The following is a 24,634-nucleotide window of genomic DNA, read 5'->3' on the forward strand; positions in this document are numbered from 1 at the left end:
CAACGGGCTTGATCAGGAAAGGGCTCAGCGCCGCAATGGTGCTGCGCCCTTTCTCGTTTTCCACCCCTTAACAGGTATCGCGACCGATCCGGCAATGCCGGATCTTGGCAGTGCGATACGCCTTCCCTTTTCCCGAGGATCAACGATGAGCGATGAGGCCCATCCCGATATTCAGGCTCTAAAAGACCGGATCGGCAAACTTCATCAAGCAAGAGGTTATCTCTTGCCGCACCATGGTGCGATGGCGGTGGCCGCACCCGATCTGCAGGAAGCCTATCTTGCGATGTACCGGGCGCTGACGCTGACGGATCGTCACCTGTCGCCCTTCGAGCGTGAAGCGGTATGGATCGCTATACTGATCGCGGCACGCGAGGCTATCGGGACCCACCATGTCGAGCTGTTCCTCGAAGCCGGGGGGAGCGAGGTACAGATGCGCTACCTTACGAAGCTGTGCGCTTTCGGGCTTGGCGTAGGGTCCTATGAATTCATGGATACCGCCTGGTCCGAAATGTTTCCGTCACTGAAGGGCATTGTGGCCTATCGGGAGGATTTTGAAGCGCTGCTCAACGACGGACTTCTAGCAGCGGATGTGGTGCATCTAGCGCTTGCCGCCCTCCATGCTGCAAGCGGCAATAAATGGGGATTGCGGGCACATATCCGCGCCCTTTACGAACTGCAGCCGCGCGAGGATGCCCTGGTCGAGGCGTTGAGTCTGATCATGTGGCCCGTGGGGGTGAACCATTTTCTGGACGCATGCGGTGTCTGGGTCGAGATGATGAAGTCCGGCGAGGTCACACCGTCGGAGCGTTTTCGTGTCTGGGCCGATCTGCCGCGCCAGGATGGCCATGACGCCAGCCATCTGAAGGCGTGACGGGAATGGCGATGAAGACCGATTTGCAGCGGCTCGGCCTTGCGGATCTCCGCGATGGTCTTGCCAAGGGCTGGTGGTCCAGCCGTGATATTGCCGAAGCCTATCTGGCGCGGATCGCGGCACTGAACCCGCAGCTAAACGCATTCGCTCTGGTGATGGCGGATGAAGCGCTGGCGGATGCCGAGGCGGCCGACGCCCGCCGGGCGAAGGGCGAGAGCCTCGGCACGCTCGATGGCTTGCCCATCGCCGTAAAAGATGTGTGCGATATTGCCGGCACCCCGACTGGCGCCGGTGTGAAAGCATGGGCAAACCGCATCGCCCAAAGCACCGCTCCGGTAATCGAACGACTGCGCTCTAAGGGAATGGTGATCCTTGGCAAGACCAATATGGTCGAACTTGCGCTTGGGGGTTGGGGTACCAATCCTTTCATAGGAACGCCGCTCAACCCTTGGGACCGGTCGGAGCCGCGCGCGCCGGGAGGGTCATCGAGCGGGTCTGCCGTTGCTGTTGCCGCGGGGCTTGTCCCGGTCGCCCTCGGCTCGGATACCGGAGGCTCCGTTCGTCTTCCGGCGTCGTTCAACGGCCTGAGCGGGATGAAGACCACGCCGGGGTTGATTCCCATAACCGGAACATTCCCCCTCACCGCACATCTTGATACGATTGGCTTCCTCGCGCGCCGTATCTCGGACGTCATCGAGATAACAGACGCGGTGAGTGAGCCGGGGGCACCAGTCCTTGCGGCGAAGCCCTTTCCAGAAGGGAAAGAACCGCTGGCGGGGCTTCAGTTAGCCATGATCCGGGATGAGGATTTGCCCGGCGAGGTGGACAGAGCCGTCCGCGAGGCGGTGGCGCAGGCAGCAGAAACCCTGCGCAGTCTTGGGGCCGTCGTGGAGGAGGTCGCGCCGCCTTTCGATTTTGCGGAGCTGCTGGCCGCAAATGGACGGATCATCCTGTATGACGCATGGCGGCTTTACCAGGCGCATGTCGAGGATCTCGACACGCCCTGCGATCCGGCGGTGCGTGAGCGGCTGTTCATGGCGCGCGAGATATCAGAGGCTGATTACAATCATGCACTGGAGCAGCGCGACCGTGCCTGTGCTGAATGGGCGGCATGGGTTGCCCATTGGCCGGGAGGATTGCTGCTCCCATGCACTCCAACGCCCGCTCCGACGCTCCGCTCACTTGCTTCGGGCTGGTCATCATGCGCGCTGCTGACCGCCGCTGGCAACTTCGTCGATGCGGCAACGATGTCGCTGCCGATCGGGTTTACATCGGAAGGCCTGCCAATCGGTGCGCAGCTCATGGGGCCGGCCTGGTCCGAATGGCGGCTGGCAGCGATCGGTGACGTCTTCCAGCGTGTGACCGACTGGCACTTGCGCTGCCCTTACAGAACATAAAAACCTGCCAGCCTTTTCGGCTGGCAGGGTTAAAGAAAGTCGTTCAACCGTCGTATTTTGCCCCGAGGGCCAGCATTTCAGGCGTTCCGATAACCTCGTTCAGTCCCTTGAAATCATACATCCGGTCCTGGAAGGAGGCATTGCTGCCTGTTGCCTTCAGTTGAGCGTAATAGTCGCCGGCGGTGCGCGCTAATGCGCGTACGATGCCGCCGGGGAAGATCACCAGCCTGAAGCCGAGCTTGCCCAGATCCTCCGCCGAGGAGATCGGCGTATCGCCCCCTTCGACCATATTGGCCAATAGCGGGATCCTTGCCCCGAACCGTTCGACGATGCCGCTCATTTGCTCGCGGTTGCGGGGTGCTTCGATGAAAAGGATATCGGCTCCGGCCTCGACATAACGCTCCGCCCGCTCCAGCGCCGCCTCGAATCCTTCAACCGCAATGGCATCGGTACGGGCGATAATGAGGGTCCCAGCGCTTCTGCGCGCATCGGCTGCCGCTTTAACCTTGCCCACCATTTCAATAGTGGGAACGAGGGCCTTGTCCTGCAGGTGGCCACAGCGCTTCGGAAGGGTCTGATCCTCGATCTGCAACGCACCTGCGCCGGCATTTTCATAAAGCCTTACTGTGCGCTGCACGTTCAATGCATTGCCATGGCCATTGTCCGCATCCACGATCAGTGGCACATCCACCCGGTCCGCAATAAGGCGGATGGTGTCTGCCATTTCTGTCATGGTGACCAGCCCGATATCCGGACGCCCCAGCCTGGTATAGGCCACGGCCGCCCCCGATACGTAGAGCGCGCTGAAACCGGCAGCCGCTGCAATCTTTGCGGTTAAGGGATCATAGACCCCAGGTGCCACTAGCGGGCTTGCGGCTTCCAATGCACTCATGACGGACATGTTTTTTGCGCTCCTTTCAGTCCAGATTTGCGGCTCGTATGGCTTTGCCCGCTATTGATATGCCCGGACCCCCGGGCCGGGGTACCGGTGAGGACGATAAAGAAAGACGTAGCATTTAGGCCGATCCCGTAAGGGCTCACTGCTTTTCGCGGCAAACCCGCGCAGGTGATCAGCCACGCATCCTTTGGGGGAATCAAGCATAGGACAGGCGGTGGACCCTCGTTCTTCTTGCAAAGTAGTATTAATAATAATACAAAAAGACAATAGAGCATTATCAAAGGGATGGTAGGCAGAAATGCCGCCGAAAGACGGATCGCGAACGGGTAGGTACCCCCAGATTCAAGCGTCCGCGGTTCAGCCACCGTTATGCAATAGCTGGGATCCGCGGTACTAGAGCTATTGTATAATAATTGGTGGATCGTAACAAACTGAGGAGCGCACATAGGGACATGCGCGGGGACGTTCAAATGGCCGCGATTTCTTCGCCGACGCCGCTTTATCATCGTATTTACGTCGTTTTGCGCGAACGACTGGTAAGCGGATATTATCCCGCGGGAAGTCTTCTGCCCAGCGAAGCGGAGTTGCAGGAGAGCTTCGAAGTCAGCCGTATAACCATACGCAAGGCCATGGAACTGCTGGTCCATGAAGGGCTCATTGAGCGCAAGCGCGGTAGTGGCACCTATGCGGTGGAACGTCGAACCACATCGGATTTCGCCAAGAGCTATGTCTCGGACGTCCACGACTTGCTGAGCTATCTGAGCGCAGTCGGCCTCGGCACCAGCTTGCGGGTCATTTCTTCGGAAATGAAGGAGGCGCCCGCGCGCATCTGCAAATTGATGGATTGTGCGCCGCAAGACGAGCTGCATTGCACCATGCGGGTGCGCAATCTGGACGGGCAGCCTTATTCGCTGTCGCTGGCCTATCTGCTGCCGGAAATCGGCAAGAATATCGATCGCGAGGGGCTGGCGACGACAGCCATGATCGACCTCGTGCAGCGGAACGGTGCAGTCGTGAATAGCGTCGAGCAGGTTCTGACCGCGACGCTTGCCGACGAGACTATCGCCCGGCACCTGCAAACTCCCGTCGGCGCGCCCGTCATGCGTGTGACCCGGGTGTTCTGCGGGCCTGACAAGAGGCCGTTCTATATAGCCGAGATCTTCTATCGTTCCGACCGTTATGAGTACCGCGTCCTGTTGCAGCGCAACCATGACAAGACGTTTCAGATAAGCTGACCGCCAAGGCGTAAGAACGGCTGCTTGCTCCTCGCTCCAGCAGCCGCCTGTGTGCTTCTGCGAGTCTCCCGTCGGTAGCCTTGCCCCGGCCGCGTGACTATCTGTCCAGCCAAGGGCATTCCTGCATCCGTTTCGCCTCGAAAGCGGTGATCTGATCCATCAGGCTAAAGGTCATTTCCATCTCATCCAGCCCCTTCAGGATGCACTCGCGCGCGAACGGGTCGATGCTGATCGGGAACTGGCCGAGATCGGCGGGAAGCGTAAGCTGTTCCGCCTCAAGATCGACTGTCACCTCGGCTTCGGGATGGGAAGCCAGATAGCTGGCCAGAGCCTCGCAATGTTCACGCGGCAGGCGAACCGGCACCAGCCCGTTCTTCAAGGCATTATTGTAGAAGATATCGCCGAAGCTTGGTGCAATCAGGGCACGGATCCCCGCGTCGATCAGGGCATATACCGCGCCTTCCCGAGACGAGCCACAGCCGAAATTGTCTTCCACCAACAGGATGCGTGCCTGCTCTGCGCCGGGGCGGTTCAGCGGGAAATCCGGGTTCAGATTGCCATCCGAATCGCGCCGGATGTCATGAAACAGGAATTGCCCGTAGCCCTGTGCACGGTCGGCTTTCAGAAAGCGGGCCGGAATGATCTGGTCCGTATCGCAGTTCATGCCGGGAACTACGACGACGGTGGAGGTTTCTCGAGTAAAGGCTTTCATCTTTTTCTCTACAGTCGCCTTATATCGGTGAGCATGCCGGTAATCGCCGCGCCGGCAGCCATGGCTGGGCTGACCAGGTGGGTGCGCGCGCCGGGCCCCTGACGGCCGACGAAGTTGCGGTTCGATGTTGAAGCGCACCGCTCGCCGGGACCGACAACATCGCCGTTCATCGCGGCGCACATGGAGCATCCGCTTTCGCGCCACTCGAAACCCGCTTCCTTGAAGGTTTGTGCCAGCCCTTCGGCTTCGGCCTGTTCCTTGACCTGGGTAGAGCCGGGAACGATGATCGCCTTCACCGTTGCCTTGCGCCCTTTGAGCACGGCGGCAGCGGCGCGCAGGTCCTCGATCCGGCTGTTGGTGCAAGAGCCGATGAAGACCTTGTCGATCTTCAGTCCTTCGAGTGGCGTACCAGGCACAAGATCCATGTATTCCAGAGACTTTGCCGCGGCGCTGCGTTTCTCCACACTGGTGAAGCTTGCCGGGTCAGGCACGCGGCCAGTGATGGGCATCGCATCCTCGGGCGAGGTACCCCAGGTCACCATCGGTGCAATCTCGTTGCCGTCCAGAACCACCTCGCGGTCGAACTCCGCACCTTCGTCGGTCGGCAGCAACTGCCACTGTGCCAACGCCCGGTCCCACTCCTCTTCCGACGGCGCATACTGACGTCCGCGAATATAGGCGTAGGTCGTTTCATCGGGTGCGACCATTCCCAGCCGCGCAGCAGCCTCGATGGACATGTTGCAGAGCGTAAGACGCCCCTCGATAGAGAGGTTCCTGACCACCTGTCCCGCAAATTCGATGGCATGGCCGCCGGCACCGCCAGAGCCGATCTTGCTGATTAATGCCAGCATCACATCCTTGGCCGAGACGCCCTGGCCAAGCGTGCCGTTGATGTTGACGCGCATCGTCTTCGGGCGGACCTGCCACAGGGTCTGCGTTGCCAGAACATGCGCATTCTCGGACTGGCCGATGCCGAATGCGATAGCCCCCAGCGCCCCCTGAGTCGAGGTGTGGCTATCCGAACAGACGATAGTCAATCCTGGAAGGGTGATCCCCTGCTCTGGCGCGACGACATGAACGATGCCCTGTTGACGGCTGCCAATGGAGAAATGCCGTACTCCGCCCCAGGTCATGTTTTCATCGAAAGTGTCGATCATCCGAGCGATCGCGGGGCTGGCTGCATCGGCGGAGGAGCGGCCGAGCGTCGGCACATAATGGTCAGCGACGCCGAAAATCTGTTTCGGCCTTCGCGGCTTGAGCCCGCGGGATTTCAGATGCGCAAAAGCGTGAAAGCTCCCCTCATGGATGAGGTCGCGGTCGATATACAGCAATGACGGTCCCGCCGGGTGGCGGAGTATTTCGTGGGCCTCCCAGATCTTGCCGAACATGGTTCGGCGAGAAGGGGCGTTGGCTTGCACCATGGCGTGCTGTCTTCCTGTAAGTGACATCCAAGTGTGTAACGTGCCGTGCATTTGCCAGCACGTTACAGTTTACTGCTCAGGCCTGGGCTTTGAACGCGTCGGCTATTTCACCGGCGGGAGCAGTCCAGACACCTTCGTGCGAAAGCATGTAGTCCAGCACCTCGCGGAGATATTCGATGCGGTACGGCATGCCGGACACCCAGCTATGCAGAGGCAGGCTCATCACGCGGCCGCCATATTCGGCGCTTTCGCGATAAAGCACGTCGAAGCGATCCTTCACCTGCTGCACCCACTCTGGCTCCGAATGGAAGTATTCGTCCGCGACCACACGGTCATCCGTCTCATAGGCCAAGGGCATGGCCAGAATGGCGCCTTCCTTGGTCCGCATCGCGTAAGGCATGTCGTCATTGGCCCAATCGAGTGCATAGCGCACACCGTTCTTCACCAGCAGTTCCGGCGTGTTGAAGCTTTGCGCCCGGCCGGGCGAGAGCCACCCGTCGACCTTCTGGCCCGACACCTTGCGCAAGAGTTCGAGCGTTTCGGCGATGATAGACCCTTCCTCATCGGCGGAAAGTCCGGAATGATGGACCTTGCCCATGTCGAGCCCGTGAGCCACGACCTCATGCCCATCGGCCACGACGGCGCGAATAAGGGCCGGATAGCGAGCGGCAATGATGCCGTTGATCGCCATGCTCGTGCGAAGGCCCTTCTCCGCCAGCAATCGCAGCACGCGATAAATGCCGATCCGGTTCCCGTAGTCGCGATTTGTGTAATAGCGGAAGTCCGGGTAGGGCATTGACAGCGCGCCTGGAGCCTTGAAGGGCTTGGCCGGCATGTCGAGCGGGAAGTGCTGCACGTGAGTAACGATCGACAATGCGATCCGCGCGCCGCCTGGCCACGTTACAGGCTTTCGCTGGAATAGGTCGGACCAGTCGTAACGGTCGTGATCCATGCCGTAGCGGCGGGCCGGATACTCCAGATAGCTATCGGGCAAAGACATCAGCGGTTCTCCTGTTCGGCGGCATGCGCGGCCATTGCCGCCTTCATCGCGTCATAGGCGCCGCTCGAGTGATAGGCCTCGGCTATCTCGCGGCCCGTGGCCTTCCAGACCCCGTCATGCCCGGCGATATATTCGATGGCTTCGGCGAACGCATCGATCCGGTGCGGCTGCCCCACGAGATAGGGGTGCAGAGGGATGCACATCACCGTACCGCTCTCCTCGCCTTCCTTGTAGAGCTGGTCAAACTGCCGCTTGATGATTTCGCCGTAGTGGCGGGGTGTCGTCTTCTGCGTGTTGTAGACGATCACGTCGTTCATCTCGAGCGAGTAAGGCATGGAGATGAGCCTGCCGGTCTTGACCTTCACCGGCATCGGCTGATCGTCATGGAACATGTCGCAGGTGTACTGAATCCCCGCCTCGGACAGAATGTCCATCGTCCACAGGTTGTTCGAGAGGGCCGGAGAGAGCCAGCCGGCCAGTTCCTGCCCGGTGTGCTTGCGGACGGTCTCGAACGCATCGCGGATGATCTCCCGCTCCTGCTCGATCGTCATGTTATAGACGTAGCGCGTGTTGTAGATCCCGTGCGAAAAGAACTCCCAGCCCCGGTCAGCGCAGGCTCGGATGATCTCGGGGTGATGGTCGCACAAGGCGACGTTCAGCGACACGGACCCGCGAAAGCCCGCCGCGTCCATTGCAGCCATCATGCGCTGCCAGCCGGCGCGGTTGCCGTAATCGCGATGCGAATACTGCAAGACATCCGGATTCGGCCGCGGCCAGGGGGTGCGCGTCGGATTGTTCGGTGGATTGTACTCGTAGAACTCGATGTTCGGCGCGATCCAGACCGCGATCTTCTTTCCGCCTGGCCAGGTGATCTTCGGCCTGTCCGGCCAGGGCAGATAATCGTAAAGGCCCAGATCCGAGCGGATCTCATTCGTTGCGCTGCTCATCTCAGCGAGCCTCAGGCTGATAGGCTTCGTACCACTCGATCACTTCCGAGACGGGAACGACATCGCCATACTTCACCAAAATATCGTAGAGATTCGCGAAGTGCGGGCTTTCGTGCTTGTCCGCCACGCCCTCCTCCGGGACGATGACCCGATAACCGCGCGAGATCGCGTCGACAACGGTGGCGCGCACGCAGCCGGAGGTCGAGCCGCCGGTCAACACCACGGTGTCGCACTGATGCCAGACCATGAGCGACTGCAAATTGGTTTCATGGAAGGCCGAAGGCATGCGCTTGTTGACGATGATATCGCGTACCCGGTCGACCTGAAGGCGCGGATCGAGCTCCGACCGGCGCGAACCGACCTTGATGTTCTGCAGCGAATCCGGCGTGTTCGTGCGGGTGCCCCAGACGCCGCAATCCTCGCCCGATTCCATATACGCAACATAGGTCCAGGTTATTGGCAGGCCCTTTTCGCGGGCAATACCGGAGATCTGGTTCACATAGTCGATCTGCTTTGGATCGGTCTCATAGGCGGTGGCGAACTCACCGACAGCAGTATAGGCGCATTGCAGATCGATGTTGATCAGCATGGGCTTGCGGCCAAAGCCAAACCGCTTTCGGCTCGGGTTCGCCTTGGCATGTTCATACATCTGACGCGCCGTAAGGGATGATAGCTCCATCGGTAAATCCTCCTTTTTGTTCAAGCTCGTGCGCTGAATGCCCTGCATCGCTCGCTCACGCATGGGAAGCTGCACAGGTCAGCAAAATCCCGCTCGTCATATTGTTATCTTTTTATATCATTTGTAAAGTGGAGCTACGGGGAAAATAGCCCATAGACAGAAGGCCGCTACAATGGAAGCGAGGAATCGCTGCCAATAGGGCTCAAGCGTAATGGAATTTACGCAGTTTCCATTCGGTGATCCAGAGGTACGGGCTGCGAACACCGCTCATTCTTTCTTTCTCTCTCCTTCTCTTTGACGGTCTTGTCTAGTGGTGAGACATCTCTCCAGCCGAGGAAGGGTAAGTCTTCCGACCGGATACGCCGTTTCGGCAGCGTCGAGCTAATGCTTTGGCGCTGCCTACCGACGACGCCCGGTCCTTCAGGTGTCAATGCGGATAGATGGCTCCCTCCCGCTAAGGTTGACCCTAAATGGATTGTGTATATAAAGGAGCTTTAAGGCATTCCGCATAGCGGCGTGCCTTGAATTGAATATTGTCGCGCCAAGCCAGACATGACTTGCGGATAAACAGCAGGGAGAACTCCAGGCGTATCTCATGCCAATATCGGCATGATTCATGCTGCTATTGCATGAACATAGTTGCGCTCGATACAATGGCTGATGAAATCTAAGATAGCCGGAAATAATATATACAAGATCTTCGGGGAAGATCCGTCACTAGCGCTCGACCTTCTCGCGGCGGGGAAAAGCAAGGACGAAATATACGAGGTCACGGGCCAGGCCGTCGGCGTTCATAACGTGACCTTCCGCGTAGCGGAGGGAGAGATTTTCGTCGTCATGGGCCTTTCCGGATCTGGGAAGTCTACGCTCGTCAGGATGATCAACGGTCTCATCAAGCCGAGTTCTGGCGAAATTCTCATTGATGGGATCGATGTAGCAAGCTGCTCGGACGAAGAGCTACGCACCATCCGCCGCGAAAAGGTTGCGATGGTGTTCCAGCACTTCGCTCTTTTCCCCCACAAGACGGTAGTCGAGAACGTCGCGTTCGGGTTGAAGATACGGGGCGTCAAGGCCGCGGAACGGCGTGAGCGGGCGCAGTCGGCGCTTGAGCAGGTGGGCCTTGGCGCGCGTGGCGACAGCTATCCAGACGAGCTTTCGGGTGGCATGCAGCAGCGCGTGGGGCTTGCCCGCGGGTTGGCCTCGGAACCTGAAATCCTGTTGATGGACGAGCCTTTCAGTGCGCTCGACCCGCTCATCCGCAGCGACATGCAGCAGGAACTTCTCGAATTGCAGCGGACGCTGAAGAAGACCATCGTTTTCATCACCCACGACCTGAACGAAGCGCTGACGCTCGGCAATACCATCGCCATCATGCGTAACGGCGCGATCGTGCAGACCGGAAACGCTGAGGAGATCGTCGGAAATCCTGCAAATGCTTATGTCGCGGCGTTCACGCGAGACATCGACCGGTCGCTCGTCTTCAAAGCCGGTAGCATCGCCCGGCCGCCCGATACGATTGATCTTGGCACCGATATACAGTCGGCTCTTGCTCACATGGAGGAAACAGGCGCCGATGCGGTCCATGTTCTAAAAGGGGGCAAGCTTGCAGGCATTATAACCTACAAGGCCGCGAACGCAGCTCTGCGGGAAGGACGTGCGCTTAAGTCCGCCGTGTTGGAGGAGTTTCCCTCGACATCTCCACAATCACGGCTGTATGATCTCTACCTGCTTGCAGAGGCGGGCCTACCGATCGCGCTGACGGATGACGCCGGCGAACTTATCGGGGTCGTACGGCCGCAGGACGTCTTCCAGCAGCTTGCGGTAAGGGGAGCATCAGCATGATGAGCCCATCCGATTTTCTCACACTTCCCTTTGACGACTGGGTCAATTCCCTGGTCAGGGACTGGCTGGTGCCGAATTTCCGTCCGTTCTTCCGGTCGATGCAGTGGCCGGTTACGCAGGTGCTTAACGGGCTATCGGCATTTCTCAATGCCACGCCGATGCTCGTGTTCACCCTTGCACTTGCTCTGGTTGCATGGCGTACAGCCGGGAAAGGGCTGGCCCTTTTCACTATCGTAGCGCTCTCCTTCATCGATGTGATCGGGCTTTGGCCGGAAACAATGACGACGCTCGCCATGGTCGTCACCGCCGTTCTGTTTTGCGTGGTTCTCGGTATTCCCCTTGGCGTGCTCGCTGCTCGCACCGAAGTTTTCCGGGCGATTCTTCGCCCGATCCTCGACATCATGCAGACAATCCCCTCTTTCGTCTATCTGGTGCCCATCGTCATGCTTTTTGGCGTCGGGGTTGTGCCTGGCATCATCGCCACAATCATCTTCGCTCTGCCTCCCATAATCAGGCTCACTGACCTTGGCATCAGGACCGTGCGGGAGGATCTGATTGAGGCCGCGATGGCTTTCGGCGCGACACCGTGGCAGATGCTTGTGGAGGTGCAGTTCCCGCTGGCTCTGCGCACCATCATGGCGGGGCTGAACCAGACGCTGATGCTGGCGCTCTCGATGGTGGTCATCGCGGCCATGATCGGCGCGGGCGGACTGGGGCTGACGGTCTTCACGGGATTGGGTCGTCTTGATGTGGGCAACGCGACCGCGGGCGGAGTGGGTATCGTGCTGCTTGCCATCATTCTCGACCGCATCAGTCAGGCACTTGGTGAAAGACGGATGGTGCAGGTCCCCTCGCTTCTGGAAACGATGCGATCTCTTTTCTCGCTGCGGGGGCAAAAGCCGGCGGCGGAAGCCAAAAGGGCAGGCTGATCCTGCCCGACCGCGTCTTGCGCGGTTCTCATGTCCCCTCTCTCAGGCGGGGGCGCAAGAAGAAGACAAGGAGAGAGTACCATGACCAAGCGCAGTTTATCACGGCTCGTCGCCGTTACACTCGCCGCAGGCACCATGCTGGCAGCACCAATACCCGCCGCGCAGGCACAGGACGAGCCCGGTGCGGGCATCACCGTGCGAATGGCCCAGGCCACCTGGGATACTGGCTGGTTCGAGGCCGCAATTTACAAGCAGCTTCTGGAAAAGCTTGGCTATACGGTTGAAGGACCAACCACGCTTGACAATCCGCCATTCTACCAGGCTGTCGCCCAGGGCGATCTCGACCTTTGGGTGAATGGCTGGTTCCCGCTGCACAACTCCTATGAAACCACCTACTCGCAAGGCGCAGAACTCGTTGGCTACGTCGCAAAAGGCGGTGCGCTTGAAGGCTATCTCGTCGACAAGGCTTCAGCCGAAGAATTCGGCATCACCAACCTGGAGGATTTCAAGCGGGATGAGGTGAAAGCGGCATTCGATCGCGATGGCGACGGCAAGGCGGACATGGTTGCCTGTCCTCCCGGCTGGGGCTGCGAGATCAACATCGAGCACCACCTCGATGCTTACGATCTGCGCGACCATGTTAACCCGATCAAGGCGAGCTACGCCGCTTCGATGGCGGACGCAGTTGCAGCATATAACGAGGGTACGCCGATCCTGTTCTATACCTGGACGCCGAACTGGACCGTGGACACGCTAAAGCCAGGTGAGGACGTTGTCTGGATCGAGGTTCCCGAAGTGAACCTGCCGGAAGAACTGGCTGATCTTGCCGATGCGGCAACGCTCTCCGGCGTTACGGGCTGCGTCAACGATCCTTGCAAGCTCGGCTTCCCGGCCAACGATATCCGACCGGTCGTGAATTCCGAATTCCTCGAGGCCAACCCCGCCGTTCGCGCGCTGCTCGAAACGGCTTCGATCCCGATCCAAGACATATACGCGCAGAATGCACGGATGAATGACGGGGAAGGCAGCCAGGAAGATGTCAACCGTCATGCCGCCGAGTGGATCGAGGCGAACGCCGATCTGGCGAATGGCTGGCTTGAAGCAGCACGCGCAGCCGCAGAATGACGCCACCGGAACGGCGGCGCAGCCGCCGTTCCTTCCTTTAAGAATAGGAACATGCTCAAAGGAGAACGCGTCAATGCTTGTCGACAAGGATGGTTCCGCGTGCGAGGACACTTTAGGGGGAAGGATTTCCCTGGGCCGCGAGGCCGTCGGCCTTTCCGTTGAAGAGGCCGCCTGCCATCTCGGCGTTCTGGCCGAGACCTGGCGTGACTGGGAGTGCGACCGCGATGCACCGCGCGCGAACCGCTTAACCATGATGGCCGGGCTCCTCGGCGTCAGCCCTTGCTGGCTTTTGACGGGTGCCGGAACAGGCCCGGTCGATCGCAAGGCAGACCATTCTGCCGACCTCTTGCGTGCGGTCCGCCAGATCTCGGAAGAGACGGCCTCACTTAACCGACGTCTCAAGGAGATTGCGGAAGATCTTACGCGCCAGCAACGTGCCGAGCGCGCCGGGAGGGCGGCCTGAGCCACTATGCGGGCTGCGTCTTCTTGGCTTTGCCTGCATGGGAGGGCAGGTGGAGCATTATCGTTGTCGGCGAACAGCATCCGTTGGTCTTGCTCACTCCCCATTACGGCTGACACAGCTATCGTCCGCGAGTGGGATCGGCAGTAAGAAGCAGTGGCGAGACGTCGATCAGCGTCATCAATATAGCCCCTAGTACAGCCTCCCTTTCACAGCCCTCCAGTTGTGGCCGCCCAAAGCGATTAGAGTTAAGGCGCTGCCATGCAGCCAGGTCGAATACGTCCGCAGCAACGGGGCAATAGCAGCCTTTGGGTGAATGTCACTCTGATCAGGCTGGAGGAGCGCAGTGGTTCCGCGCTGTTGTCAGTCAGAGGGCCGACCGTTGGCGCCGGTGACGCGGACATATTCATGGTAACGCCTGGTCGACCGTTGGCCCGCGCCAATAGCGCGGCTTGGCTGGGCGATCACCGCCGCCGCTCGAATGGGGGAACGTGTTCGCCCGGCTCGTCGGCGCGCTCAACCATCCGGTATCACAGGTTGGGGCCGAGATATTGGTGGCGGGCGGGCGCTTGATCATCTGCCTGTGGGAAACTCCCGCGCACGCAACCCAGAGGTTCGACAAGCCAAGGCAATTGCGGAAGTTGGTCCGCACGTCCAGGCCGCGTGTGGACCTTGAGTAAAACCAGCCGGTAGAGGCTGGCCGCGTGAACACTGCCCCACAATCGAACTTGTGGCGGGAGCAGGGAAGTCCCTCCTGGTCCTTTTGTTCGAAGGACCGAAATGACTACAATCCACAACCCGATCAGCTTACGTTTGACGATGCCGTCGACGTGTGGCTGCGGCATTGGACCGGCGAGTACCAGCACCACGTTGCCGCTTGCTACCGGGTTAATCCAGGTCGCGTGAATGACGTTCTGAAAGGGCGGAAGAACCCTGGTAGCGAACAGGTGGCAGCACCAAAAAGGGGCTGCCTCAAGGTCGGCGACACCGTGAAGTGCTTTGCCGCAAGTGTAAGGTGCCTATAGGCGCTCCGACATGCGAAGCCGCAGGATATCGGGACTTGCCCTCGTCGTCGCGCCGGGAAGACGTACGCTTCGGGCTTGGCGCGTCCTCGGGGTCGAAGATGGCCTAAATCTTTTCGCATTCTTCATGCCCCGGAATGGCGCGGCGGCATGGGCCGAGCGCTCGTTTTGCCGCGCTGATCGTTCCGGTGGCGAAGGTAAGGGCGAGGGAACTGTCTCTCGCCGATCCCCGCCAGCATGAGAGATCTGCTCCTTCCATCTGGATATATTGCGGGGCTTATGGCAGTTCAGATTAGGTTGACCGCCACGGCCGGAGGCACAATCGGCTCAGCACCGGGTGGCGTAAGATTTGATTGGAAGGCCACGGATGCAGCATCAGGCGCTTGCGCCCCTCCTTCTTGGCATTGATACGGGCGGCACCTACACCGATGCTGTGCTTTACGATGAGCAACGCGGCATTGTCGCCAAGGCCAAGGCGCTTACCACCAGGCACGATCTTGCTGAAGGAATGGCGGAAGCCGTCAAGACATTGCTTGGTGAGAGCGATGCGGATGCAGGGCGCATCGGACTTGTCTCAATGTCCACCACCCTCGCAACCAACGCGCTGGTGGAAGGGCAGGGCGGGCGTTCGGGGCTGGTCATGGTCGGCTTTTCCGAGGCCGATCTTGACCGCGCCGGATTGCGCCAGGCTTTGGGAAGCGATCCGGTGGTGTTCATTCCCGGCGGGCATGACGGGCATGGCAATGAGAAAGAGCTTGATCTTTCGCCTCTTTTTCGATGGCTGGAGACTGTCGCGCCGACGGTTTCGGCTTTTGCCGTTTGCGCCTATTTCGCCGTGCGCAATCCCGCGCACGAAATCGCCGTGTGCGAGGCCATTCAGGAGCATACTGGTTTGCCAGTGACCGCAAGCCATGAGCTTTCGGCCAGGTTGGGGGGGCCGCGGCGGGCGCTGACCACGCTGCTAAACGCGCGGCTGATCTCCCTCATCGACAGGTTGATCACATCCACGTCCTCTTTCCTGGAAAGGCGCGGCATCGCCGCTCCGTTAATGGTGGTCCGTGGCGATGGAGCCCTGATTTCGGCTCCGGTGGCGCGTACCCGCCCGATCGAGACGATCCTTTCCGGCCCTGCGGCCAGTCTCGTGGGTGCTCGCCACCTGACCGGAATCGAGGAGGCCATTGTCTCCGATATTGGCGGCACCACCACCGACATCGCCATTCTTTCCGGCGGCCGTCCGCGGCTTGACGAGGAGGGCGCGCTGGTGGGCGGGTGGCGCACCATGGTCGAGGCTGTGGCCATGCGCACTTTCGGCCTTGGCGGCGACTCGGAGGTTTCCATTGACGAGCGCGTGCTGGAGCCGGAGATCCAGCTTGGTCCGCGGCGGCTGGTACCGCTTTCCCTAGCGGAGATGCAACATCCCGGCTCCGTGATCCCGGTGCTGGAGCGCCAGCTTTGCCGGGAGCAGCCGCCGGGGCGCCTTGACGGGCGCTTTGTCATTTCCACGGGTCTTCCCGAGCGGTTTGCCGCTGGGCTGTCGGGCAATGAGGAAAGGATCTACCGCCGCCTGAAAGCTCGCCCCCAACCGCTAGACGAATTTGCGAGCTCGAATCTTGCACTGGTCGCGATCGAACGGCTGGTTTCACGCGGGCTGGCCCAGCTTTGCGGCTTTACACCCTCCGATGCGGCTCATGTGGCGGGGCAGCAAGCCATCTGGAACGGCAGGGCAGCGCATCTGGGTGCAATGCTTTTTGCACGCAGGAGCGACAAACGCGGCCGCCCGCTCGCCGCCGATGCCGCTGAAATTAGTGCGCGTGTGCTCAGGGCACTGACGCGGCGGTCGGCCGAAGCGATTCTGGAAACGGCCCTTGCCGAGGACGGTCTGGGTGAGGCCGTGTCGCCGCGCCACCCCCTTATTAGTCGCGCGCTGGACCGCAGAGAGGGGGTGGCGCGCTTCTCGATATGCCTCGATCGTCCGGTCATAGGCCTGGGTGCCTCGGCGCGCGTCCATTATTCCTCCCTCGACCGGCTGCTTGAAAGTGATTGTGTCCTGCCCAACTGTCTTGACGTCGCCAATGCCGTCGGCGCGGTCGCGGGGCAGGTGCGCATAGCGGTCGAAGCGAAGATCACGCAGCCGCAGGAGGGCCTTTTCCGCGTGTCCGTCGGCAGCGGAACGGATGATTTCGATGACGAGGAGGAGGCGCTTGTCCATGCGGAGCGACAGGCGCGCGCACTTGCTGCTGCAAAGGCGGCGGAAGCGGGTGCGGTAGAGGCTGAGACTTTGGTGGAGCGTGCCATCGAGGCGGCACAGGTAGAAGGCCGGCGCCTCTTTGTTGAGGGCATGATCCGCGCTACAGCCTCGGGGAGGCCGCGCATAGCGGCTACGGGTAATTGACCCCCGGCTCCCGCCATGGTCAAACACCCTACATAGATGCAGGAGGAACTATGACGGACCGTGTCGATATTAATGGCTTGAAAGTCTCCCGGGCCCTTCATGATTTCGCCATCCGGGAAGCTCTGCCGGGGACTGGCGTCGACGCGGAGGCGTTTTGGCGCGCGCTATCGGAAATCGTGCACGCTCTTGCGCCCAGGAATCGCGAACTGCTTGCCACGCGTGGAGCGCTTCAGGAGAAGATCGATACATGGCATCGTGAGAACGGCGCGCCGAGCGACCTTAATGCCTACGAGGCTTTCTTGCGTGAGATCGGCTATCTTCTACCCGAGGGGCCTGACTTTAAGGTAACGACTTCGGATGTGGACCCGGAGATCGCCGATTTGGCCGGGCCGCAGCTCGTCGTGCCCGTCATGAACGCCCGGTATGCGCTCAATGCCGCGAATGCCCGCTGGGGGTCGCTATATGATGCGCTTTATGGCACCGATGCTATCCCCGAGACTGATGGGGCCGAGCTTGGCAAGGGCTACAATCCGCGGCGCGGGGAAAAGGTGATTGCCTGGGCGCGGGGCTTTCTGGACGAGAGCGCGCCGCTGGAAGGCGCAAGCTGGTCGGATGTTGTTGGCCTTTCCGTCTCTGACGGGAAGCTCTCGGTAGCGCTCGAAAGCGGTGCGAGGGGCCTTAAGAACCCCGCGCAGTTTGCCGGCTATGCTGGCGAGCTGGCCAATCCCCGTGAGATTGCGCTCGCCAGAAACGGACTGCACATACGCATCATGGTAGATCGGGAACATCCGATCGGAGCCACGGACAAGGCGGGTATCGCCGACGTGGTTCTGGAAGCCGCGCTCACCACCATCATGGATTGCGAGGATTCCGTTGCTGCGGTCGATGCTGAAGACAAGGTGCTTGCCTACCGCAACTGGCTCGGCCTGATGAAGGGCGATCTGACCGAGACATTCGAGAAGGGCGGCAGCGCTATTACGCGAAGGCTTGCGCCGGATGTGGAACTCACCGCGCCGGACGGCACGTCGCTTGCTCTTCCCGGCCGCTCGCTGATGCTCGTGCGCAATGTAGGGCATCTCATGACCAACCCGGCTATTCTCGACCGGGATGGCAACGAGGTTCCGGAAGGCATCATGGATGCCATGTTCACAGCCCTGATCGCGCTGCACGATATCGGCCCGAACGGCCGGCGCATGAACAGCCGCGCAGGCTCGATCTATGTGGTGAAGCCGAAGATGCACGGCCCGGAGGAGGTGGCCTTCGCCGTCGAACTTTTTGCCCGTGTCGAAGACGCGCTTGGCATGCGCGCCAACACCATCAAGATGGGAATCATGGACGAAGAGCGGCGCACGACGGTGAACCTCAAGGAGTGCATCCGCGCCGCTTCCGAACGTGTGGTTTTCATAAATACCGGCTTCCTCGATCGCACTGGCGATGAGATCCATACTTCCATGGAAGCTGGCCCGATGATCCGTAAGGGGGACATGAAGCAGTCGACCTGGATTGCGGCTTATGAGAACTGGAACGTGGATATCGGCCTTGAATGCGGCCTTGCCGGCTATGCCCAGATTGGCAAAGGAATGTGGGCCATGCCCGATATGATGGCGGCGATGCTGGAGCAGAAGATCGGCCATCCGAAGGCTGGCGCCAACACGGCCTGGGTACCTTCGCCCACCGCTGCTACGCTGCACGCCACCCATTACCACAAGGTCGACGTGAAGGCGGTTCAGGAGGAACTGAAATCGCGCCCCCGCGCCAAGCTTGCCGACGTTCTCTCCATTCCCGTTGCCGTGCGCCCCAACTGGAGCCCGGAGGAAATCAAACAGGAACTCGACAACAACGCGCAGGGCATTTTGGGATATGTGGTGCGCTGGATCGATCAGGGTGTAGGCTGTTCCAAGGTCCCGGATATCAACAATGTCGGCCTGATGGAGGATCGCGCTACCCTGCGCATTTCCTCCCAGCACATCGCCAACTGGCTGCACCACGGTGTCGTCACGCGCGAGCAGGTGATGGAGACAATGAAGCGCATGGCCGAGGTTGTAGACCGGCAGAACGCCGACGACCCGAATTATGAGCCAATGGCGCGGGACTTCGATGCTTCCATTGCCTTCCAGGCTGCCTGCGATTTGGTGTTCAAGGGCCGCGAGCAGCCGAACGGCTATACGGAGCCGGTGCTGCACATTAAGCGCCTTGAGAAGAAGGCGCGGGACCGGAACAATGCTGCGGCTTCGGCAAGCCAGGCGTGATGAAGGCGATGCGTTGACTGCGCTGTGCCTGCGATCCAAGGCAGCGCACGGCTATGACGATACTTTTATCGCAGCCTGCCGTGAGGAACTCACCGTTGATCCGGCAAGTCCGGGTCTCATAGTGGCCGAGCTCGATGGAACTGCCGTAGGGCTGGCCCAGATTTCGACCGGTGGCGAGGAAGCCGAGTTGGACAAGCTGTTCGTGGAGCCGGCGTTTCATGGGAGAGGCATCGGTCGGGCGCTACTTGAATCGGCGGCAGCCAAGGCGGCAAAATCTGGTGCCCAGGCGCTCGTGCTCGATTCCGATCCCGGTGCGGCGGCGTTTTATGAGCGCATGGGAGCGGTCGTGACCGGCCGCTCCCGTTCTGGCTCAATACCGGGACGCCTTCTGCCGCGCCTGCGGTTGGAAGTGGACAGACCTGCCCTGAACGACAGAAAGGCTGTGGCGAACTCGCCATGAACATACTTGCCCTCGACACCGCGGCGTCGCTTTGCGCGGCCTGCGTATATGATTCACGTAGCAGGGCCGAAAAGGGCCGGCACGTGCTCGATCTTGGCAGGGGCCATGCAGAGCATGTGATGGCGGTAATTGCCGGTGCGCTCGACGAAGCCGGGCTTACTTATTCCGATCTTGCAGCCGTCGCCGTTGCCGTAGGGCCCGGCTCTTTCACCGGCCTTCGGGTGGGAGTGTCGGCGGCGCGGGGCTTGGCGCTGGCCTTGGAAATTCCGGCAATCGGCGTCACCACCCTTGAAGCTCTTGCGGCAGAGGCGCGCGAGGCATACCCGGGCCGTCCAATCCTTTCTGTCATTGGCAGGTCAGAACCTTTCCCTATTGCCGGCTTTGATATCGCTGGCGCGCTGGCCGACGGACCGCGGCTGGCTCTGCTGGAGGAAGCAGCGCGCCTTGCCGAAGCAGGAACCGTGCTCGCCGGCGATGCGGCAGAAACTGTCGCGCAGGCTGCGGGAGGCAGGTTTGACTTCGGCCCTCAACGGGCGACGGCGGATATCCTCTTCTATGCCCGCATTGCCGCCTCGCGCCCGGCGAGTGGGGAGAAGCCGCGGCCGCTTTATCTGCGCAAGCCCGACGCCAAGCCTCAATCAGGCTTTGCCCTGCCGCTGCGGAGACAGTAATGGCGCTTTCTTTCGCTGCTTTCCGCAGGCGGAGCTTCGCCGTGCGCCCGGTGGAGATCGCCGACGCGCCGGCCCTTGCCGCGCTACATTCGGAGGATTTCGCGCGTTCATGGTCGGATGGCGAGTTTGAAGCGCTGCTGGCGCAAAGTACGGTCTTTGGCTTTGCGGCTGTTGAGGAAGGGGACCCGAGCGGCAGGCTGTGCGGATTTGTTCTGGCGCGCAGCGCAGGTGGTGAGGCGGAAATCCTGACATTGGTTGTCCCGCGCCCCTTCCGTCGGCGCGGCATCGGCTACCTTCTCATGGATGCGGTGCTTCGCGCGCTTCACGGTGAGCGGGCGGACGCACTGTTTCTTGAGGTGGACGAAAACAATACGGCGGCTCTAGCGCTTTATCGCCGTCTCGGTTTCCGAGAGGTTGGCCGGCGGCCGGGCTATTACCGCACGCCGCAGTCCCACCCGTCCAACGCACTGGTCATGCGCCGGGACCTGGGATAGAAGCAGGGGCGGGGAGCAGGGAACGATGCTTGCGCAACTCCGCGCGGCCGCAAAGATAATGGCGATTGCCAGCTACACGCTGCCTTTGATGCTCTATCAGGAGATCGCGCTGCGCACTGGCTGGTGGAGCGACCGTAGGGTGCCGCGTCTTTGGCACCGGCTGACGCTGCGCGTGCTTGGCATCCGGGTACATCTTCGCGGTCGTCCCGCCACGGAGAAGCCGCTTCTCATCGTCTCCAATCACGTCTCGTGGAGCGATATTCTCGTGCTTGGCTCGATAATGGAAGCGCATTTCATCGCGAAAGCCGAAGTGCGCGGATGGCCGTTGCTGGGTACCTTTGCGCGCATGCAGCGCTCGGTGTTTATCGAGCGCGAACGCAGGCGCGCCTCGTCAACACAGGCACGCGAGATTGCAAACAGGCTGGCCAGTGGCGATCCGATGGTACTTTTCGCCGAAGGCACGACGGGCGATGGCACTCGAATCCTGCCCTTCAAATCGGCGCTTTTTGGTGCGGCCCAGATCGCTCTTGGAACCATGGATGCCGAACGCGTTCTGGTACAGCCCGCCGCAATCGCCTATATCCGCCGCAACGGCTTGCCGCTCGATCGTCGGGAACGCGGTTCCATCGCCTGGATCGGTGACATGGATTTCCTGCCTCATCTGAAGGAACTGTTGCGGCGCGGGGCAATCGATGTCGAGGTCCGGTTCGCAGAGCCCATCTCCTGTGCTGCGGGAACGGACCGGAAGGCTCTTGCACGCAAGAGTGAAGTTGAAGTGCGACGCATGGTTGCGGCCGCCCTTCGCGGCCGTGAAAAGACGGAATGAAGTTTCGCCTGTTTTTTGTCATCGAAAGACGCTAGTTAGCCCTTCATGGAACACAACCTGCCACAGCGAGGTTCAGCCAAACCTCTCGGACGCGAAGAGGCTTCGCCGAGGGAGAAGAAGGTTTTTGTGAAGACCTATGGCTGCCAGATGAACGTTTATGATTCCCAGCGCATGGCCGATGCGCTGGCGGCGGATGGCTTCCGCCCAGCGGATACGATAGAGGAAGCCGACCTCGTGCTCCTCAACACCTGCCATATTCGGGAAAAGGCAGCCGAAAAGGTCTATTCGGAACTGGGCCGTATCCGTCTCCTGAAGGAGGAAAGGGCTAAAAGGGGCCAGGAAACCGTGATCGGCGTGGCAGGCTGCGTGGCCCAGGCCGAAGGGCGGGAAATCTTGCGCCGAGCACCGGTGGTGGATCTGGTAATCGGGCCGCAAACCTATCATCGCCTCCCCGCTGTGGTGCAGCGGGCAAAAGCAGGCGAAAAGATTGTCGAGACCGAATATGCCATAGAAGACAAGTTCGAGCATCTGCCCGCGCCCGAACGTCGGGTCGTCAAGAGTCGGGGCGTTACCGCCTTTCTGACGGTGCAGGAGGGCTGCGACAAGTTCTGCACCTTCTGCGTCGTGCCCTATACGCGTGGGGCAGAAGTTTCCCGTTCCGTGGCGCAGATCGTCGCCGAGGCGGAAAGGCTTGCGGATGCAGGCGTTCGCGAGGTCACTTTGCTCGGACAGAACGTCAATGCCTGGCACGGGGAAGGGCCGGATGGAAGCGAATGGGGGCTCGGCAGACTGCTTTTCCGGCTGGCGGAAATTCCCGGTCTCGATCGCTTGCGCTATACCACCAGCCATCCCCGCGACATGGATGACGAACTGATCGCCGCCCACCGCGACTTGGGCAAGCTCATGCCCTACCTGCATCTGCCCGTGCAGGCAGGTTCTGACCGTATCCTGAAGGCTATGAACCGGAAGCATACGGCGTCGGATTATCTAAGCCTGATTGAACGCATCCGGAAGGCGCGCCCCGACATTGCCTTGTCCGGCGATTTCATCGTTGGCTTTCCAGGAGAGACGGACGCAGATTTTGAGGATACGATGCGCCTCGTGCGGGAGGTTACCTATGCCCAGGCGTTCTCGTTCAAATATTCGCCGCGGCCTGGAACTCCGGGCGCCGAAATGGATGCCCAGGTGCCAGATAAAGTGAAGGACGAAAGATTGCAGCGGCTCCAGGCACTGCTTGCCGAACAGAGCCGCGCATTCGCCGAAAGCCTTGTCGGGGTCGAGATCGACCTGCTGTTGGAGAAGCCGGGCCGTGAACCGGGGCAGCTTGTCGGCCGTTCTCCCTGGCTGCAACCGGTAATTGTTGATGCGAATGCCGGAAGAATCGGCGACATTGTTCCGGTGAAGGTCTTGCGTGCGGGCACAAACAGCCTGTTCGCAGAGCGAAAGGTCATGTCGATAAAGGACAATGCCATGGGGGTGCGCGTTTGACAGCGGGTACGCAGCGAACCAACCTGCCCGCAGGGGCATCCGATATGGCGCACATCGTGCTCACCTTCGACAACAACAAGTTTGCGGGCGCTCTGTACGGGCCATTTGATGAAAACCTGGCTCGAATCGAGCAGAAGCTTGGAGTCGATATACGCTCCAAAGGCAACCAGATCGCCATCAAGGGCGAGCCGATAGCAGCGGAGCAGGCGCGCCGCACGCTCGACTATCTTTACGGCCTTATTCAGAATGGGGCCGAGCTTTCAGCTTCCGAGGTGGATGGAGCGTTGCGGATCGCGCAAGCTGCGGACGATCAGCTATCGCTGCCCACCTTCGAGGCGAAGGGAAAGCTGGCAGCGGCCCAGATTTCCACGCGAAAGCGGACGGTGCACGCCCGTTCGGCAAACCAGGATGCATATATTCGGGCGCTGGAGCGTTCGGAACTCGTCTTCGGCATTGGCCCCGCGGGAACAGGCAAAACCTTTCTTGCGGTTGCCTACGCCGCAATGCTGCTTGAACGCGGTATGGTGGATCGCATCGTGCTTTCGCGGCCCGCGGTGGAGGCAGGCGAACGGCTGGGCTTCCTGCCCGGCGACATGCGAGAGAAGGTCGATCCCTACTTACGTCCCCTTTACGACGCGCTTTACGAGATGATCCCCGCGGACAAGGTCGAGCGGGCGTTGGCGGCGGATGTCATCGAGATCGCGCCGCTTGCCTTCATGCGCGGCAGAACGCTGTCCAATGCGGTTGTGATTCTGGATGAGGCGCAGAACACCACGCCCATGCAGATGAAGATGTTTCTTACCCGACTTGGCGAGAATGGGCGCATGATCGTGACCGGCGATCCAAGCCAGATCGATCTGCCGCTCAACACGAAGTCGGGCCTGGTAGAGGCGTTGGACATCCTGAAGGACGTATCGGGCACCGTCACCGTCCGGTTCAATGAGAAGGATGTGGTCCGCCATCCGCTTGTGGCCGCCATCGTGGAGGCCTATGACCGAGCGCAGAGTCGCAAGTCCACCGGAGAGAAATGACGGCTGGCAGGGTCCCCGCAGGGGGCATTATCGTAGAAAGTGCGGTGGAAGCTTTAGGTTGGCCACCGGAGGGCAAGCTGCAGCATCTGGCGCAACAGGCAATCCTCGCCGCGATAAAGCGCGTTGGAGCCCCGTCCGCGGAAACAGTCAGCATCGTCTTTACTGACGATGCGCAGATGGAGGACTTGAATGCGCGTTTCCGTGGGAAGAACAAGCCCACCAACGTGCTCTCCTTTCCCGCAGCCGACATGCCGGTGAGCGGTGAGCCACGCCATCTGGGTGACATCGTGTTGGCCTATGAGACGGTGGCAAGTGAGGCGGAAGCAGATCAAAAGCCATTTGACCACCATCTCACACATCTTCTGGTACACGGTTTTCTGCATCTTTTGGGATATGACCACGAAACGCCGGAAGATGCAGAGGAAATGGAAAATCTTGAAAGGGAAATTCTAGAGAGCCTTGCCATCGGCGACCCTTATGCCTAA

22 protein-coding genes are annotated in these 24,634 nt (G+C 60.4%); 16 read left to right on the forward strand and 6 right to left on the reverse strand.

Annotated elements, in window-relative coordinates; translation table 11 throughout:
- Positions 1 to 145 precede the first annotated feature (145 nt).
- Both HUS57_RS14540 and HUS57_RS14545 read left to right on the forward strand, forming a co-directional pair.
- Complete coding sequence (locus HUS57_RS14540; RefSeq protein ID WP_173934614.1) at positions 146 to 871, forward strand: hypothetical protein; 726 nt, start codon at positions 146 to 148, stop codon at positions 869 to 871.
- Positions 872 to 876: 5 nt separating this feature from the next.
- Complete coding sequence (locus HUS57_RS14545) at positions 877 to 2,268, forward strand: amidase (RefSeq protein ID WP_173934615.1); 1,392 nt, start codon at positions 877 to 879, stop codon at positions 2,266 to 2,268.
- A 43-nt stretch (positions 2,269 to 2,311) separates the two neighbouring features.
- Here HUS57_RS14545 and HUS57_RS14550 read toward each other — a convergent pair whose 3' ends face one another.
- Positions 2,312 to 3,169, reverse strand: a complete 858-nt coding sequence (locus tag HUS57_RS14550; protein WP_173934616.1) for an isocitrate lyase/phosphoenolpyruvate mutase family protein — start codon at positions 3,167 to 3,169, stop codon at positions 2,312 to 2,314.
- A gap of 467 nt (positions 3,170 to 3,636) precedes the next feature.
- On the opposite strand from HUS57_RS14550, the gene HUS57_RS14555 reads away from it, so the two are divergent.
- Positions 3,637 to 4,401 (forward strand): GntR family transcriptional regulator, encoded by a 765-nt coding sequence (locus HUS57_RS14555; RefSeq protein WP_173934617.1) that lies wholly within the window; start codon positions 3,637 to 3,639, stop codon positions 4,399 to 4,401.
- Between the two features lie 97 nt (positions 4,402 to 4,498).
- Here HUS57_RS14555 and leuD read toward each other — a convergent pair whose 3' ends face one another.
- The 5 genes from leuD to HUS57_RS14580 form a co-directional block, all read right to left on the reverse strand.
- Entirely contained in the window at positions 4,499 to 5,113 is a 615-nt protein-coding gene (gene leuD / locus HUS57_RS14560) for a 3-isopropylmalate dehydratase small subunit (protein ID WP_173934618.1), read from the reverse strand.
- A gap of 8 nt (positions 5,114 to 5,121) precedes the next feature.
- Positions 5,122 to 6,534: a 3-isopropylmalate dehydratase large subunit gene (gene leuC, locus HUS57_RS14565; protein WP_173934619.1), complete on the reverse strand. Its 1,413-nt coding sequence runs from the start codon at positions 6,532 to 6,534 to the stop codon at positions 5,122 to 5,124.
- 76 nt (positions 6,535 to 6,610) lie between these two features.
- Positions 6,611 to 7,534: a polysaccharide deacetylase family protein gene (locus HUS57_RS14570; protein WP_173934620.1), complete on the reverse strand. Its 924-nt coding sequence runs from the start codon at positions 7,532 to 7,534 to the stop codon at positions 6,611 to 6,613.
- Positions 7,534 to 8,481: a polysaccharide deacetylase family protein gene (locus HUS57_RS14575; protein WP_173934621.1), complete on the reverse strand. Its 948-nt coding sequence runs from the start codon at positions 8,479 to 8,481 to the stop codon at positions 7,534 to 7,536. The genes HUS57_RS14570 and HUS57_RS14575 overlap by 1 nt, the downstream gene beginning before the upstream one ends.
- Position 8,482: 1 nt before the next feature.
- On the reverse strand, positions 8,483 to 9,160 hold the full coding sequence (locus tag HUS57_RS14580) for an isochorismatase family protein (RefSeq protein ID WP_173934622.1): 678 nt from the start codon (positions 9,158 to 9,160) through the stop codon (positions 8,483 to 8,485).
- A 660-nt stretch (positions 9,161 to 9,820) separates the two neighbouring features.
- Between HUS57_RS14580 and HUS57_RS14585 the strand changes: the two genes are divergently transcribed.
- From HUS57_RS14585 to ybeY, 13 genes are all read left to right on the forward strand, one after another.
- The gene (locus HUS57_RS14585) at positions 9,821 to 11,002 is read left to right on the forward strand and encodes a glycine betaine/L-proline ABC transporter ATP-binding protein (protein ID WP_173934623.1); all 1,182 of its coding nucleotides are present in this window, start codon (positions 9,821 to 9,823) and stop codon (positions 11,000 to 11,002) included.
- The gene (locus tag HUS57_RS14590; RefSeq protein ID WP_173934624.1) at positions 10,999 to 11,931 is read left to right on the forward strand and encodes a proline/glycine betaine ABC transporter permease; all 933 of its coding nucleotides are present in this window, start codon (positions 10,999 to 11,001) and stop codon (positions 11,929 to 11,931) included. The genes HUS57_RS14585 and HUS57_RS14590 overlap by 4 nt, the downstream gene beginning before the upstream one ends.
- 81 nt (positions 11,932 to 12,012) lie before the next feature.
- Entirely contained in the window at positions 12,013 to 13,056 is a 1,044-nt protein-coding gene (gene proX / locus HUS57_RS14595; protein ID WP_173934625.1) for a glycine betaine/L-proline ABC transporter substrate-binding protein ProX, read from the forward strand.
- A 73-nt stretch (positions 13,057 to 13,129) separates the two neighbouring features.
- Positions 13,130 to 13,519, forward strand: coding sequence for a helix-turn-helix domain-containing protein (locus HUS57_RS14600; RefSeq protein WP_173934626.1), 390 nt, complete (start codon positions 13,130 to 13,132; stop codon positions 13,517 to 13,519).
- Between the two features lie 1,386 nt (positions 13,520 to 14,905).
- Positions 14,906 to 16,930 (forward strand): hydantoinase/oxoprolinase family protein, encoded by a 2,025-nt coding sequence (locus tag HUS57_RS14605; RefSeq protein WP_173934627.1) that lies wholly within the window; start codon positions 14,906 to 14,908, stop codon positions 16,928 to 16,930.
- A 50-nt stretch (positions 16,931 to 16,980) separates the two neighbouring features.
- On the forward strand, positions 16,981 to 19,179 hold the full coding sequence (locus HUS57_RS14610) for a malate synthase G (protein ID WP_173934628.1): 2,199 nt from the start codon (positions 16,981 to 16,983) through the stop codon (positions 19,177 to 19,179).
- Complete coding sequence (locus tag HUS57_RS14615) at positions 19,151 to 19,639, forward strand: GNAT family N-acetyltransferase (protein ID WP_173934629.1); 489 nt, start codon at positions 19,151 to 19,153, stop codon at positions 19,637 to 19,639. The genes HUS57_RS14610 and HUS57_RS14615 overlap by 29 nt, the downstream gene beginning before the upstream one ends.
- Positions 19,636 to 20,310 (forward strand): tRNA (adenosine(37)-N6)-threonylcarbamoyltransferase complex dimerization subunit type 1 TsaB, encoded by a 675-nt coding sequence (gene tsaB / locus HUS57_RS14620; protein WP_173934630.1) that lies wholly within the window; start codon positions 19,636 to 19,638, stop codon positions 20,308 to 20,310. The genes HUS57_RS14615 and tsaB overlap by 4 nt, the downstream gene beginning before the upstream one ends.
- Complete coding sequence (locus HUS57_RS14625) at positions 20,310 to 20,804, forward strand: GNAT family N-acetyltransferase (RefSeq protein ID WP_173934631.1); 495 nt, start codon at positions 20,310 to 20,312, stop codon at positions 20,802 to 20,804. Before tsaB ends, HUS57_RS14625 begins: the two co-directional genes overlap by 1 nt.
- Before the next feature lie 25 nt (positions 20,805 to 20,829).
- Positions 20,830 to 21,630, forward strand: a complete 801-nt coding sequence (locus HUS57_RS14630) for a lysophospholipid acyltransferase family protein (protein ID WP_173934632.1) — start codon at positions 20,830 to 20,832, stop codon at positions 21,628 to 21,630.
- A gap of 45 nt (positions 21,631 to 21,675) precedes the next feature.
- Positions 21,676 to 23,118 (forward strand): tRNA (N6-isopentenyl adenosine(37)-C2)-methylthiotransferase MiaB, encoded by a 1,443-nt coding sequence (gene miaB / locus HUS57_RS14635; protein WP_173934633.1) that lies wholly within the window; start codon positions 21,676 to 21,678, stop codon positions 23,116 to 23,118.
- 44 nt (positions 23,119 to 23,162) lie between these two features.
- Positions 23,163 to 24,149, forward strand: coding sequence for a PhoH family protein (locus tag HUS57_RS14640; RefSeq protein ID WP_173934634.1), 987 nt, complete (start codon positions 23,163 to 23,165; stop codon positions 24,147 to 24,149).
- A complete protein-coding gene (ybeY, locus tag HUS57_RS14645) occupies positions 24,146 to 24,634 on the forward strand; it encodes an rRNA maturation RNase YbeY (RefSeq protein ID WP_173934635.1) in 489 nt (162 codons plus the stop codon). The genes HUS57_RS14640 and ybeY overlap by 4 nt, the downstream gene beginning before the upstream one ends.

This window comes from Chelativorans sp. Marseille-P2723 (assembly GCF_902809845.1).
Lineage (GTDB): Bacteria > Pseudomonadota > Alphaproteobacteria > Rhizobiales > Rhizobiaceae > Chelativorans.